This window comes from Micromonospora sp. NPDC005203, from assembly GCF_042872705.1.
Lineage (GTDB): Bacteria > Actinomycetota > Actinomycetes > Mycobacteriales > Micromonosporaceae > Micromonospora.
Map to the genome: position 1 here is coordinate 219,274 of NZ_JBIAKV010000001.1, position 14,672 is coordinate 233,945.

Below are 14,672 nucleotides of genomic sequence, written 5' to 3' on the forward strand. Positions count from 1 at the left end.
ATGACGACGACTTTCACTGACGAGACCCGGGAGCGGGCGCGCGAGATCATCGCCCGTTACCCGGCGGACCGGTCCCGCTCGGCGTTGCTGCCGCTGCTGCACCTGGTGCAGGCCGAGGAAGGGTACGTCTCCCCGGCCGGGGTCACGTTCTGCGCCGAGGTGCTGGGGTTGAACAAGGCCCAGGTCGGCGCGGTGGCCACCTTCTACACGATGTACAAGCGCAAGCCGACGGGTGACTTCCTGGTCAGCGTCTGCACCAACACGATGTGCAACGTGCTCGGTGGTCAGGAGGTCTACGACACCCTGTCCGAGCACCTGGGCGTCGGCCACGACGAGACCACCGGCGACGGCACGATCACGCTGGAGCACGCCGAGTGCCTGGCGGCGTGTGACTACGGCCCGGTGATGACCGTCAACTACGACTTCTTCGACGGCGTGGACCCGTCCACCGCGGTCGGCGTCGTCGACGAGCTGCGGGCGGGTGGGCGGCCGATGCCGACCCGGGGCGCCCGGCTGTGCACCCTCAAGGAGATGGCGGTGCAGCTCGCCGGTTTCGCCGACGAGCGGGACGGCGCGGTCGCCGACGGCGGGCCGGGCGAGCCGACCCTGCGCGGGCTGCGGCTGGCGCAGGAGCACGGCGTCTCGGTGCCGGGCTTCGACCCGAACACCCCGATCCGGAGCAAGGCGGAGGCGGACAAGGCCGCCGCCGAGGCGAAGGCGAAGGCGGAGGCCGCCAAGCCGGCGCCTGTCGAGGCCAGCGCGGCGCCGGTCAAGGGTGGCGACGGGGCTTCCGCCCCGACCGGGGCGGCCGGTGTCGCCGAGCCGGCGAAGCCGGCAGATGCCGTCGAGCCGGCGGATGCCACCGGCGGCACCACGCGGGACGTGAAGGCACCGGACGACAAGTCGCCGCAGGTGCGTACCGCCGAGACCCGGCAGCCGGACGCGGGCACTGCGGTGCCGGACGCCCCGGGCACCAAGGTCCCGACGGACAGCACCGCGTCCGAGCCGCGCGACGCGCGGGCGGCCGAGGCCGCCGGTGTGGCGGCCAACCCGCCGGCCGGCGACGGCAAGCCCGCCGGCGACGAGGCCGGGGCGCAGGAGCGCAACCTCACCGAAGCGAAGGCTGGTACGGACGCCGACGGCGCCGGATCTGCGGACGCGAACGAAACGGGGGCACAGAAGTGACCACTCCCCGCCCGGAGACCGTGGCCAAGCTGACGCCGGTGCTGACCAAGCGCTGGCTGTCGCCGGACGCCTGGCGCATCGGCACGTACGAGCAGCTCGACGGCTACGCCGCCCTGCGCAAGGCGCTCAAGGCCCACCCGGACGACCTGATCCAGCTGATCAAGGACTCCGGGCTGCGCGGGCGTGGCGGCGCCGGCTTCCCGACCGGCCTCAAGTGGGGCTTCATTCCCCAGGGCGACGGCAAGCCGCACTACCTGGTGGTCAACGCCGACGAGGGCGAGCCGGGCACCTGCAAGGACCTGCCGCTGATGACCCACGACCCGCACGCGCTGGTCGAGGGCGTGATCATCGCGTCGTACGCGATCCGGGCCAGCCGCGCCTACATCTACATCCGGGGCGAGGCGGTGCACGCCGCGCGCCGGCTGCGCAACGCCGTCCAGGAGGCGTACGACAAGGGCTACCTGGGCCGCAACATCCTGCGCAGCGGCTACGACCTGGAGCTGGTGGTGCACTCCGGTGCCGGGGCGTACATCTGCGGCGAGGAGACGGCGCTGCTGGACTCGCTTGAGGGTTTCCGGGGTCAGCCCCGGCTGCGTCCGCCGTTCCCGGCCACCCACGGCCTCTACGCGAGCCCGACGGTGGTGAACAACGTCGGCACCATCGCCAGCGTGCCGCCGATCGTGCTCGGTGGGGCCGAATGGTGGAAGTCCATGGGCACCGAGAAGTCCGCCGGGCCGATGATCTACTCGCTGTCCGGCCGGATCGTCAACCCGGGTCAGTACGAGTGCTCGATGGGCGTCACGCTGCGCGAACTGCTGGAACTGGCCGGTGGCATGCAGCCTGGCCACAACCTGCGGTTCTGGACCCCGGGCGGCTCGTCCACCCCGCTGCTCGCCGCCGAGCACCTGGACGTGCCACTCGACTTCGAGGGCGTGGCGGCGGCCGGCTCGATCCTCGGCACCACGGCCACCCAGATCTTCTCCGACCAGGACTGCCCGGTCTACGCGACGTACCGGTGGCTGGAGTTCTACCACCACGAGTCGTGCGGCAAGTGCACCCCGTGCCGGGAGGGCAACTACTGGATGGTCCGGGTCTACCGGCGGATCCTCGCCGGTCAGGGCACCCACGAGGACCTGGACACCCTGCTGGACACCTGCGACAACATCCTCGGCCGCTCGTTCTGCGGCCTGGGTGACGGCGCCACCAGCTCGGTGACCTCCTCACTGAAGTACTTCAAGCAGGACTACCTCGACTACATCGAGGGACGGACCGCACCGAAGCTGTCAGAGAAGACCCTGGTAGGGGCGCACTGATGACTGATGTAGCAAAGAAGACCGAGACCGTCACCCTCACCATCGACGGCGTCGAGGTCACCGCCCCCAAGGGGACGCTGCTGATCCGGGCCGCCGAGCAGATGGGCACCGAGATCCCCCGGTTCTGCGACCACCCGCTGCTGGCCCCGGCCGGCGCGTGCCGGCAGTGCCTGGTCGAGGTGGAGGGCCAGCGCAAGCCGGTGGCTTCCTGCACCCAGACCGTCGCCGACGGCATGGTCGTCCGGACCCAGCTCACCTCGCCGGTCGCCAAGAAGGCGCAGGAGGGGGTGATGGAGCTGCTGCTGCTCAACCACCCGCTGGACTGCCCGATGTGTGACAAGGGCGGCGAGTGCCCGCTCCAGAACCAGGCGATGTCCACCGGCCGCACCGACTCGCGCTTTCACGAGCACAAGCGGGAGTACGAGAAGCCGATGGCGATCAGCAGCCAGGTGCTGCTGGACCGCGAGCGTTGTGTCCTCTGTCAGCGGTGCACCCGGTTCTCCGAGGAGATCGCCGGCGACAAGTTCATCGACCTGATGGGCCGGTCGTCCGCCGAGGAAATCAACATCTACCGGGACGACGCGTACGGCGAAGAGGGCAACGAGGGGGACGTTCCGTTCAACTCCTACTTCTCCGGTAACACCGTGCAGATCTGCCCGGTGGGGGCGCTGACCGGTGCCCAGTACCGATTCCGGGCCCGCCCGTTCGACCTGGTCTCCAGCCCGAGCGTCTGCGAACACTGCTCGGCCGGCTGCGGGCAGCGCACCGACTGGCGACGCGGCAAGGTGCTGCGCCGGCTGGCCGGCGACGAGCCGCAGGTCAACGAGGAGTGGAACTGCGACAAGGGCCGGTGGGGCTTCCAGTACACCCGCGCCACCGATCGGCTGACGACCCCACTGGTTCGCGACGAGCGCACCGGTGAGCTGCGCGAGGCGTCCTGGAGCGAGGCGCTCACCGTGGCCGCCGAAGGGCTGCACTCCGCTCGGGAGGGCGGCCAGGGCACGGCGGTTCTCACCGGCGGCCGGCTGACCGTCGAGGACGCGTACGCGTACGCGAAGTTCGCCCGGGTCGCCCTGAACACCAACGACATCGACTTCCGGGCCCGGCCGGTCTCCCGCGAGGAGGCCGACTTCCTGGCCAGCTCGGTCGCCGGGGTCACCGACGTCACCTACACCGACGTGGAGAACGCGCCAGCGGTGGTGCTCGTCGGCCTGGAGCCGGAGGAGGAGTGCCCGATCCTCTTCCTGCGGCTGCGCAAGGCGTACCTGAAGAAGACCCTGACGGTGTACGCGCTGGCACCGTTCGCCACCCGCGGCCTGGAGAAGCTCGGCGCGAAGCTGGCCCGGGTCGTGCCGGGCGAGGAGGCCAGCGTGCTCGCCGAGCACGCCACGGTCGACGAGGCGCTGAGCGCACCGGGCGCGATCCTGATCGTCGGCGAGCGGCTGGCAAGTGTGCCGGGCGGGCTCTCCGCCGCGGCGGACGTGGCCCGGCGTACCGGTGCGAAGCTGGCCTGGGTGCCGCGGCGCGCGGGTGACCGCGGCGCCGTCGACGCGGGCTGCCTGCCCAACCTGCTCCCCGGTGGACGGCTCGTCAACGAACCGGCCGCCCGCGCCGAGCTGGGTGAGGCGTGGGACATCCCAGCCGGGGTGATCCCGAGCCAGCCCGGTCGGGACACCGACGGCATCCTCAACGCCGCCGCCAACGGGCAGCTCGGTGCGCTTGTCGTCGGCGGGGTCGACCCGGCCGATCTGGCCGACCCGCGACTGGCCGAGGCCGCTCTGGACGCGGTGCCGTTCCTGGTCAGCCTGGAGCTGCGCCCCACCGCGGTGACCCGGCGGGCGAACGTGGTGCTGCCGGTCGCCCCGGTGGCCGAGAAGGCCGGCAGCTTCCTGGACTGGGAGGGTCGGCTGCGCCCGTTCGAGGCGGTGCTGACCACTGCGGCGATGACCGACGGTCGGGTGCTCGACGCGCTGGCCGCGCTGCTCGACGTGCGGCTCGGCACCGCTGACGTGCCGAGCGTGCGTCGCGAGTTGGGCGCGCTGCCGGCGACGCGTACGTCGCGACCGTCCACGCCGTCGGTGGCACCGGGCCGGGTGCCGCACCCGGGCGACGGGGAGGCCGTGCTGGCCACCTGGCACCAACTGGTGGACCTCGGCAGCCTGACCGAGGGCGACGAGAACCTCGCCGGCACCGCTCGCCCGCCGGTGGTCCGGTTGGGCAAGGGCACCGCCGAGGCGCTCGGTGTCATCGACGGTGACGCGGTCACGGTCGGCACCGACCGGGGGGCGCTGACCCTGCCGGCCGAGCTCACCGAGATGCCGGACGGCGTGGTCTGGCTGCCGACCAACTCACCCGGCTCGACCGTGCGACGCAGCCTCGGGGCGACGTCCGGCGCGGTCGTCCGGATCTCCGTCCCCGCGATGGGAACGGCCATCCCGGCCGGACGCGTGGCGGCCGACGAGACCGGCCTCCCGGGTCCGCTCCTCAACTCCGGGGGTAACCAGTGAGCGCAAGGAGTGAACGAGCGCACGCGAGGGAGGCCCTCCGCGAGCGCGAGGAGCGAGCGAAGCGAGCCCCGCAGTCGCGAGCAGTCAGTCGCGCAGTCGCGAACGAAAGGTGGGCACTGTGAGTCCCCTCCTCGCCCAGGATCCGACGCTTGCCGATTTCGGCCGGGATCCGTGGTGGCTGGTTCTCGGCAAGATCGTCTTTGCGTTCGCCTTCGGTCTGCTGGCCACCCTGCTCGGTGTCTGGTTCGAGCGGCGCGTCGTCGGCTACATGCAGGTGCGGCCCGGCCCCAACCAGGTCGGTCCGTTCGGCCTGCTGCAGACCCTCGCCGACGGCCTGAAGATGGCCTTCAAGGAGGACATCCTGCCGAAGGCGGCCGACAAGGTCGTCTACTTCTTCGCCCCGACCATCTCGGTGATCTGCGCGGTCACCGCCCTGTCGGTGGTGCCGTTCGGCCCGATGGTGAGCATCTTCGGCCACCACACGCCGTTGCAGGTCACCGACGTGCCGGTGGCGGTGCTGCTGCTGCTGGCCTGCTCGTCGATGGGCGTCTACGGCATCGTGCTCGGCGGCTGGGCCTCGGGTTCGACGTACCCGCTGCTCGGTGGTCTGCGATCGAGCGCTCAGATGATCTCCTATGAGGTCGCCATGGGCCTGAGCATCGTGGCGGTCTTCATGACCGCCGGCACGATGAGCACCAGCGGGATCGTCGCCGCACAGGGCGACGGCACCAAACTGAGCGTCTTCGGTCAGACGATCCCGGCACCGGGCTGGTACGCGATTCTCTTGCTGCCCAGCTTCGTCATCTTCTTCATCGCCACCGTGGGTGAGACCAACCGGGCGCCGTTCGACCTGCCCGAGGCCGAGTCCGAGCTGGTCGCGGGATTCATGACGGAGTACAGCTCGCTGAAGTTCGCGCTCTTCATGCTCAGTGAGTACGTCGCGATGGTGACCATGTCCGCGGTCACCACCACGCTGTTCCTCGGCGGTTGGCGGGCACCCTGGCCGATCACGCTGTGGGAGGGCGCCAACTCCGGTTGGTGGCCGATGCTCTGGTTCTTCGGCAAGGTGATCGCGCTGGTCTTCGTGTTCGTGTGGCTGCGCGGCACGCTGCCCCGGCTGCGCTACGACCAGTTCATGCGCCTCGGTTGGAAGGTACTGCTGCCGATCAACCTGGTCTGGATCCTGGTCCTGTCGGGCCTGCGGTCCATCGAGGACTGGGACTCGCGCGGCAAGGTGATCGCGGTCGGCATTCCGGCCGGCATCCTGCTGATCGTCACGATCTTCTGGCCCAACCGGCGTCCGAAGCCGAAGCCGACGACGCAGGAGCAGGTCGACAACCGGCCGTACGGGAGCTTCCCGCTGCCACCGATGGATCTTCAGGTACCACCGAGCCCGCGCATCACGCGCGTGGTCGCCGAGCGGGAGCCGGCCAACATCGTTGCCGGCTCGGACTCCAGGGAGGTGTGACGTGGGCTCGATCACCGGAACGTTCAAGGGATTCGGTGTCACCTTCTCGCACATGTTCAGGAAGGTCGTCACGACCGACTACCCGTTCAAGCCGCCGGTGTCGGCGCCGCGCTACCACGGGCGGCACATCCTCAACCGGCACCCGGACGGCCTGGAGAAGTGCATCGGCTGCGAGCTGTGCGCGTGGGCCTGCCCGGCGGACGCGATCTACGTCGAGGGTGGCGACAACACCGACGAGCAGCGCTTCTCGCCGGGTGAGCGGTACGCCAGCATCTACCAGATCAACTACGCCCGGTGCATCTTCTGCGGGCTGTGCATCGAGGCCTGCCCGACCCGGTCGCTCACGATGAGCAACGAGTACGAGCTGGCCCGGGACAACCGGCAGGACCTGATCTTCACCAAGGAGCAGTTGCTCGCGCCGTTGCTGGAGGGCATGGAGCAGCCGCCGCACCCGATGCGCCTCGGTGACAGCGAGAAGGACTACTACGTCGGCGCGTTGGACAACCCGGGCACCTCCGCCGGTGCGGAGACGTCCCCGATGGGTCCGGGCCGCTACCAGGTCGAGGAGCACCCCGGCGTGACCTTCCCGGGCGCCGAGCAGGCCGCCCAGCGCGTCGCGGCCGGCAAGGGAGAGGAAGCATGACCACGTCTACGGTGCTCGCCGCCGCCGGTACGGTGTCCGGCGGCGAGGCGGTCACCTTCTGGATCCTCGCCCCGCTCGCGCTGATCGGCGCGATCGGGATGGTAGCCGCGCGCAACGCCGTGCACTCGGCGTTGTGGCTGGTGCTGACCATGCTCTGTCTGGGCGTGTTCTACGTGCTCCAGGCCGGTCCGTTCATCGGCATGGTGCAGATCATCGTCTACACCGGCGCGATCATGATGCTGTTCCTCTTCGTGCTGATGCTTGTTGGTCGGGACTCGACGGACTCGCTGATCGAGACGCTGCGGGGCCAGCGGGTCGCCGCGATCGTGCTCGGCCTGGGCTTCGCCGGCCTGGTCGCCACCGGCCTCTACCAGGCGCTGGACGGAACCACCGCGGTCGGCCTGGAGCAGGCCAACACGGAGGGGAACGTGCAGGGCATCGCCCGACTGCTGTTCACCAAGTACGTCTTCGCGTTCGAGCTGACCTCGGCACTGCTGATCACCGCGGCGGTCGGTGCGATGGTGCTGGCCCACGTCGAGCGGCGCAAGCAGGACAAGGTCGACCAGGTGTCGACCATGCGGGCGCGCTTCGCCCCGGGCAACTACCCCGGTCCGAAGCCCGGCCCCGGCGTCTTCGCGACCTCCTCGTCGGTGGCCACCCCGGCCCGGCTCCCCGACGGCCGCCTGACCGACCGCAGCACCCCGGCGATCCTTCCGCAGCGTGAGCTGACCGCCGAGGAGACGGCCCTGAAGGGGACGGACCGGTGAGCGTGAGGAGTGCAGCGAAGCGGAGCCCCGCAGTCGCGAACGGAAGGCAGGCTCCGGTGAGCGCGAGGAGTGCAGCGAGGCGGAGCCCCGCAGTCGCGAACGGAAGGCAAACCACGTAATGGGATCGTTCTTCTCGGTCGAGCCGACCTACTACCTCGTCCTCGCCGCGGTGTTGTTCACCATCGGCGCCTCCGGGGTGCTGATCCGGCGCAACGCGATCGTGCTGTTCATGTGCGTGGAGCTGATGCTCAACGCGGCCAACCTGACGCTGGTCACCTTCAGCCGGATCAACGGTGATCTCAACGGTCAGATCATGGCGTTCTTCGTGATGGTGGTGGCGGCGGCCGAGGTCGTGGTCGGGCTCGCGATCATCATGTCTATCTTCCGGACGCGACGCTCGGCGAGTGTCGACGACGCCAACCTGCTCAAGTACTAGAGGGGTCCACCGGTGGAAGAGACTGTGGAATACGCCCAGGCCACGGGCCTGCTCGGGGGCGTCTGGCTGCTGGTGGCGATCCCGCTGCTCAGCGCGGCCATCCTGCTGCTGCTCGGCCGCCGGGCCGACCGCTGGGGGCACTGGTTGGGCGTCACCGCCATCGGTGCCGCGTTCGTGCTCGGCCTGACGTTCTTCGTCCAGCTTCGCGGCCTGGAAAACAAGTCGGTCGAGCTGAGCCTCTGGGACTTCATCGCGGTCGGTGATCTGCGGGTCGACTTCGGCCTGCTGTTCGACCCGCTGGCCGCGGTCTTCGTGCTGCTGATCACCGGGGTGGGCTTCCTGATCCACCTGTACGCGGTGGAGTACATGGCACACGACGCGGGCCGTCGCCGGTTCTTCGCGTACTTCAACCTGTTCGTCGCGGCGATGCTGCTGCTGGTGCTCGGCAACAACTACGTGATGCTGTACTTCGGCTGGGAGGGCGTCGGTCTGGCGTCGTACCTGCTGATCTCCTTCTGGACCGAGCGGCCGAGCGCGGCCACCGCCGGCAAGAAGGCGTTCCTGATGAACCGGGTCGGCGACGCCGGCCTGGCCATCGGCATCTTCATCATGTTCGCCACGCTGGGCACCACCCAGTACGACGAGGTGTTCAACGGTGTCGGCGCGCTGACCGGCGCCACCGTGCTGGTCCTCGGTCTGCTGCTGCTGCTCGGTGCGGCCGGTAAGTCCGGTCAGTTCCCGCTCCAGGCGTGGTTGCCGGACGCGATGGAGGGCCCCACTCCGGTGTCGGCGCTCATCCACGCCGCCACCATGGTCACCGCGGGCGTCTACCTGATCGCCCGGTCCAACCCGATTTTCTCCGCCAACTCGACGCTCCAGCTCGTGGTGGTCAGCGTCGGCGCACTCACCCTGCTGATGGGCTGCATCATCGGCGCGGCCAAGGACGACATCAAGCGGGTGCTCGCCTGGTCGACGGTGAGCCAGATCGGCTACATGTTCCTCGGCGTCGGCCTGGGTGGTGGCGCGTACGCGCTGGCCATCGTGCACCTGCTGGCGCACGGGTTCTTCAAGGCCAACATGTTCCTGGGCGCCGGCTCGGTCATGCACGGGATGAAGGATCAGGTCGACATCCGCCGCTTCGGCGGGTTGTCGACGTACATGAAGGTCACCTGGTTGACGTTCATGATGGGCTGGCTGGCCATCATCGGCATGTTCCCCTTCTCCGGCTTCTTCTCCAAGGAGCCGATCATCGTGGCCGCCTTCGAGCGGGAGGACTGGACCGCCTGGCTCTTCGGTGGGGCGGCGCTGCTCGGCGCCGGGCTTACCGCGTTCTACATGACCCGGCTGTTCGTGCTCACGTTCCACGGCCCGAAGCGCTGGACCGACGACATCGAGCACCCGCACGAGTCGCCGAAGCTGATGACCATTCCGCTGATCCTGCTGGCGGCCGGTTCGGTCGGCGCTGGTTTCCTGCTGTCCACGTCGGTGCCGGACTGGCTGACGGCGACCGCCGGCCTGGGCGGCGAGCACGCGGAGCACGAGGCGGTCCTCTCGCACGCCGTGATCACCACGCTGTCGCTGCTGGTGACCGTGCTCGGCGCGGGACTGGCCTGGTTCCTGTTCCGGGCCGGTACGGCCACCGCACCGCAGTCGGCCGGGGTGCTGGTCACCGCCGCCCGGCGCAACCTGTACGCGGACGCGGTGAACGAGGCGGTCTTCGAGAAGCCGGGCATCTTCCTCACCCGGGCGCTCGTCTACCTCGACAACCGGGGTATCGACGGGCTGGTCAACGGGCTCGCCGCCGCGGTCGGCGGTGGCTCGGGTCGGCTCCGGCGGATGCAGACCGGCTTCGTCCGCTCGTACGCCACCTCGATCCTGGCCGGTGCGCTGCTGGTGATGGCGGCGTTCCTGGCGGTGCAGGCGGGGTGGCTGGCGTGATCGACCTGTTCCCGGCCGCCCCCGCCGGCGGACCACGCAGTGACGACGGAGGTAAGGCCGCATAATGTCCAACTTCCCGTTCCTCTCGGTGCTCACCGTGGCGCCACTGGTGGGCGCCCTGGTGGTGGCCTTCCTGCCGCGCCATCGGCCGGAGCTGGCCAAGCAGGTGGCGTTCGTCTGGTCGCTGCTGGTGCTGGTGCTCTCGGTGGTGATGTGGGTCAGCTTCAAGGCCGACGGTCAGCGGTTCCAGTTCCGCGAGTCGTACTCGTGGATCCCGGACTGGGGCGTCAGCTTCACGTTCGCCGCCGACGGCATCGCGTTGGTGATGCTGATGCTGATCGCGGTGCTGGTGCCGCTGGTGATCCTGGCCTCCTGGCACGACGCGGAGTCGTCGAAGCGGTCGGTGCCTGTCTACTTCGCGTTGCTGCTGGTCCTCGAGTGCACGATGATCGGTGTCTTCGCGGCCGCCGACGTCTTCCTGTTCTACGTGTTCTTCGAGGTCATGCTGGTGCCGATGTACTTCCTGATCGGCAGCTACGGCGGCCACCAGCGGCAGTACGCGGCGGTGAAGTTCTTCCTCTACTCGCTCGTCGGCGGTCTGTTCATGCTGGCCGCCGTGATCGGCTTGTGGGTGGCCGGTGGCAAGACCTTCGACTGGCAGAAGCTGTCGGAGATCGACATCAGCACCGGCACCGGGCGGTGGCTGTTCCTCGGCTTCTTCCTCGCGTTCGCCATCAAGGCGCCGTTCTTCCCGTTCCACACGTGGTTGCCGGACGCCGGTGGCGCGGCCCCGGCCGGTGCCGCGGCCCTGCTCGTCGGTGTGCTGGACAAGGTCGGCACGTTCGGCATCCTGCGCTACTGCCTGCCGCTGTTCCCGGAGGCGTCGAAGTGGTTCGCGCCGTGGGCGCTTGCGCTGGGCGTGATCGGCATCGTCTACGCCGCGCTGCTGGCGGTCGGTCAGAACGACCTCAAGCGGCTGGTGTCGTACACCTCGATCGCGCACTTCGGTTTCATCGGGGTGGGTATCTTCGCCTTCACCACCCAGGCCGGCACCGGCGCGGTGCTCTACATGCTCAACCACGGCCTGGCCACCGGCCTGCTGTTCCTGGTGGTGGGCATGTTGATTTCCCGGCGGGGTTCCGCGCTGATCAGTGACTTCGGTGGTGCCGGCAAGTTGGTCCCGGTGCTCGCCGGGGTGCTCTTCTTCGCCGGTCTCGCCTCGCTCGCGCTGCCCGGCACGGCGCCGTTCATCTCCGAGTTCCTGGTGCTGATCGGCACCTTCACGGTGAACAAGCCGGTCGCGATCATCGCCACGCTCGGCATCATCCTGGCCGCCGCGTACGTGCTGTGGATGGTGCAGCGCACCACCCAGGGCACTCTCAACCCGAAGCTCACCGAGGTCGACGGCATGCGCCGGGACCTCAACCTGCGCGAGAAGGTCGTGGTCGCTCCACTGATCGCCCTGATCCTGCTGCTCGGCTTCTTCCCCAAGCCGGTCACTGACGTGATCAACCCGGCCGTCCAGGCGACCATGGACGACATCGGCAGAACCGACCCGGCCCCGTCGGTCGGCACCGTCCAGGAGGCGCGCCGGTGAGCGCGAGGAGTGCAGCGCAGCGGAGCCCCGCAGTCGCGAACGAAAGGTCGGCACAGTGACCGATTTCAAACTGCCGTCGATCGACTACGCGGCGCTCTCCCCGATCCTGATCATGTTGGGCACGGCCCTGCTCGGCGTGCTCGTCGAGGCCTTCGTGCCCCGGCGTTGGCGGCACGTCGTGCAGTTGACGGTGGCGCTGGTGGCGGTCCTCGCGGCGTTGACCATGGTGGTGCTCAACGCCGACGAGCGGATCATCACCGCCGGCCAGGCCCTCGCGATCGACGGTCCGACGCTGTTCCTCCAGGGCGCGATCCTGGTGCTGGCCGCGATGGCGCTGCTGCTGATCGGTGACCGCTCGGTCGAGCTGGGTGGGGCGTTCGTCGCCCAGGCCGCGGTGACCGCCGAGTCGGCCGACGACCGGCGGCAGGCCGAGGGGCGCAACGGCCTCACCGAGGTCTACCCGCTGACCACGTTCGCGATCGGCGGCATGCTGATCTTCGTGGCGGCGAACGACCTGCTGACCATGTTCATCGCGCTGGAGGTCTTCTCCCTGCCGCTCTACCTGCTCTGCGCGCTGGCCCGTCGCCGCCGCCTGCTGAGCCAGGAGGCCGCGATGAAGTACTTCCTGCTCGGCGCGTACGCCTCCGCCTTCTTCCTGTTCGGGGTGGCCCTGATCTACGGCTTCACCGCCGGTATGCCGAACCGGGTGGCAGGCGTCGACTTCGCCACCATCAACGCGGCGGTGAGCGAGTCGCCGGCCAGCCGGGTGCTGCTCTTCGCCGGCATGGCGCTGCTCGCCATCGGCCTGCTCTTCAAGGCCGCGGCGGCACCGTTCCACGTCTGGACCCCGGACGTCTACCAGGGCGCCCCGACGCCGGTCACCGGTTTCATGGCGGCCTGCACCAAGGTCGCCGCGTTCGGTGCCCTGCTGCGTGTCTTCCACGTAGCGTTCGCCGACGCCAACTGGGACTTCACCCCGATCCTCGGTGCGGTGGCGGTGCTGACCATGCTGATCGGCGCGGTCCTCGCGGTCACCCAGACCGACATCAAGCGGCTGCTCGCGTACTCCTCGATCGCCAACGCCGGCTACCTGCTGGTCGGTGTGTTGGCGCCGAGCCGCGACGGGTTGGCCGGCACGATGTTCTACCTGGTCGCGTACGGCTTCTCGGTGCTTGCCGCGTTCGCGGTGGTGACCCTGGTGCGCGACGCCGACGGGGAGGCCACCCACCTGTCCCGGTGGGCCGGGCTGGGCCGCCGCTCGCCGTTCTTCGCCGCCCTGTTCACCTTCATCCTGCTGGCCTTCGCGGGTATCCCGCTGACCAGCGGCTTCATGAGCAAGTTCGCGGTCTTCGGGCCGGCGCTGGAGGGTGGTCAGACCTGGCTGGTGATCGCCGGTGTGCTGACCAGCATGGTGCTGGCGTTCCCGTACCTGCGGGTCGTGGTGATGATGTGGCTGTCCGAGCCGGGCGAGTCCACCCCGACCGTCACCGTGCCCGGTGGGCTGACCTCCGCCGCATTGATGATCGGTGTGCTGGCGACCCTGGTGCTGGGTGTCGCACCGGCGCCGCTGCTCGATCTGGCGACCGGAGCTGCCGAATTCGTTCGATGACCGAGGGATCGATCACCGGGGGTTGGCGCGTGTTCACGCGTCGGCCCCCGGTGCGTATCCCCGGCCCGGAGCAGGTAGAACGGGTGTGGCATGGTTGATGGCGTGGTGAATCCGGCGGGCGAGCGTTCAGGTTCCACCGGCTCCGGCGGTCGGCGGGGTCGGGCGAGCACGAGTCAGTTCGGCGCGCTCGGCCTTCATCTCGCCGATCCCCGCGTCGAGGCGTCGGTGCTGGGTTTGCTGGACACGGTCGAGGTCGAGTTGCGGGCCAGTGTGGCAAGCGCCGACCCGTTCGTCACCGAGGCTGCCCGGCACCTGTTGGAGGCCGGCGGGAAGCGCTTCCGGCCGCTGCTGGTGGCCCTCGGCGCCCAGTTCGGTGACCCCAATGGCGCACAGGTGGTCCCGGCCGCCGTGGTGATGGAGCTCACGCACCTCGCCACTCTCTACCACGACGACGTGATGGACGAGGCCGCCGTCCGCCGGGGTGCGCCGAGTGCGAACTCCCGCTGGACCAACTCGGTCGCCATCCTGGTCGGCGACTACCTCTTCGCCCGGGCGGCGGACATCGCCGCCGATCTGGGCCCGGAGGCGGTCCGGTTGCAGGCGCGCACCTTCGCCCGGCTGGTGCACGGTCAGATCGCGGAGACCGTCGGTCCGCGCGTCGACGACGATCCGGTGACCCACTACCTGCACGTGATCGCCGAGAAGACCGGCTCGCTCATCGCCACGTCGGCCCGGTTCGGTGGGATGTTCGGTGGCGCCCCCGCGGAGCACGTGGAGGCGCTCGCCGGGTACGGCGAGACGATCGGCGTTGCCTTCCAGCTCTCCGACGACCTGCTGGACATCGCCTCCGAGTCGGGTCAGTCGGGCAAGACGCCCGGCACGGACCTGCGCGAGGGCGTCCCGACGTTGCCGGTGCTCTACGCGCGCGCAGCGGACGACGCCGACGCGTCCTCGGTGCGGCTGCGGGAGATCCTGGCGACCGGCCCGCTGACCGACGACGCGCTGCACGCGGAGGCGTTGGGGCTCCTGCGCGAGAGCCCGGCGCTCAAGCGCGCCCGGGAGACCGTTCGCAGCTACGCCGAGGACGCCCGCGCGCGCCTGGACCCACTTCCGCAGGGTCCGTCCCGGCAGGCCCTCGAATCGCTCTGCGACTACATCGCCGACCGCACCAGCTGACGCCCGCACCCCCGCACCTCGGCGGTGATCATG

Annotated in this window: 11 protein-coding genes; all 11 read left to right on the forward strand. The window is 69.7% G+C overall.

Translation table 11 applies throughout. The annotated features are described in order from the left end of the window. The 11 genes from nuoE to ACFYPM_RS01145 all read left to right on the forward strand — a co-directional run bounded on the left by nuoE (nt 1) and on the right by ACFYPM_RS01145 (nt 14,639). Nucleotides 1–1,185: an NADH-quinone oxidoreductase subunit NuoE gene (gene nuoE / locus ACFYPM_RS01095; protein ID WP_387189872.1), complete on the forward strand. Its 1,185-nt coding sequence runs from the start codon at nt 1–3 to the stop codon at nt 1,183–1,185. Next, nucleotides 1,182–2,498: an NADH-quinone oxidoreductase subunit NuoF gene (gene nuoF / locus ACFYPM_RS01100; protein ID WP_387189874.1), complete on the forward strand. Its 1,317-nt coding sequence runs from the start codon at nt 1,182–1,184 to the stop codon at nt 2,496–2,498. The genes nuoE and nuoF overlap by 4 nt, the downstream gene beginning before the upstream one ends. Beyond that, nucleotides 2,498–5,005 (forward strand): NADH-quinone oxidoreductase subunit G, encoded by a 2,508-nt coding sequence (locus tag ACFYPM_RS01105; protein WP_387189876.1) that lies wholly within the window; start codon nt 2,498–2,500, stop codon nt 5,003–5,005. Before nuoF ends, ACFYPM_RS01105 begins: the two co-directional genes overlap by 1 nt. A gap of 118 nt (nt 5,006–5,123) precedes the next feature. After that, a complete protein-coding gene (nuoH, locus tag ACFYPM_RS01110; protein WP_387189878.1) occupies nt 5,124–6,473 on the forward strand; it encodes an NADH-quinone oxidoreductase subunit NuoH in 1,350 nt (449 codons plus the stop codon). Nucleotide 6,474: 1 nt separating this feature from the next. Beyond that, nucleotides 6,475–7,116 carry an NADH-quinone oxidoreductase subunit NuoI gene (nuoI, locus tag ACFYPM_RS01115; RefSeq protein ID WP_387189880.1) on the forward strand — a complete coding sequence of 214 codons (642 nt, stop codon included), beginning with the start codon at nt 6,475–6,477 and terminating at the stop codon, nt 7,114–7,116. Beyond that, nucleotides 7,113–7,883, forward strand: coding sequence for an NADH-quinone oxidoreductase subunit J (locus tag ACFYPM_RS01120; RefSeq protein WP_357372897.1), 771 nt, complete (start codon nt 7,113–7,115; stop codon nt 7,881–7,883). The genes nuoI and ACFYPM_RS01120 overlap by 4 nt, the downstream gene beginning before the upstream one ends. Before the next feature lie 118 nt (nt 7,884–8,001). Next, on the forward strand, nt 8,002–8,319 hold the full coding sequence (nuoK, locus tag ACFYPM_RS01125; RefSeq protein WP_357251518.1) for an NADH-quinone oxidoreductase subunit NuoK: 318 nt from the start codon (nt 8,002–8,004) through the stop codon (nt 8,317–8,319). 12 nt (nt 8,320–8,331) lie between these two features. Next, complete coding sequence (gene nuoL / locus ACFYPM_RS01130; protein WP_387189882.1) at nt 8,332–10,257, forward strand: NADH-quinone oxidoreductase subunit L; 1,926 nt, start codon at nt 8,332–8,334, stop codon at nt 10,255–10,257. Nucleotides 10,258–10,321: 64 nt separating this feature from the next. Beyond that, nucleotides 10,322–11,854 carry an NADH-quinone oxidoreductase subunit M gene (locus ACFYPM_RS01135; protein ID WP_387189885.1) on the forward strand — a complete coding sequence of 511 codons (1,533 nt, stop codon included), beginning with the start codon at nt 10,322–10,324 and terminating at the stop codon, nt 11,852–11,854. Nucleotides 11,855–11,909: 55 nt separating this feature from the next. After that, nucleotides 11,910–13,463, forward strand: a complete 1,554-nt coding sequence (gene nuoN, locus ACFYPM_RS01140; protein ID WP_387189887.1) for an NADH-quinone oxidoreductase subunit NuoN — start codon at nt 11,910–11,912, stop codon at nt 13,461–13,463. 90 nt (nt 13,464–13,553) lie between these two features. Continuing rightward, the gene (locus ACFYPM_RS01145; protein WP_387189890.1) at nt 13,554–14,639 is read left to right on the forward strand and encodes a polyprenyl synthetase family protein; all 1,086 of its coding nucleotides are present in this window, start codon (nt 13,554–13,556) and stop codon (nt 14,637–14,639) included. Nucleotides 14,640–14,672: the final 33 nt, after the last annotated feature.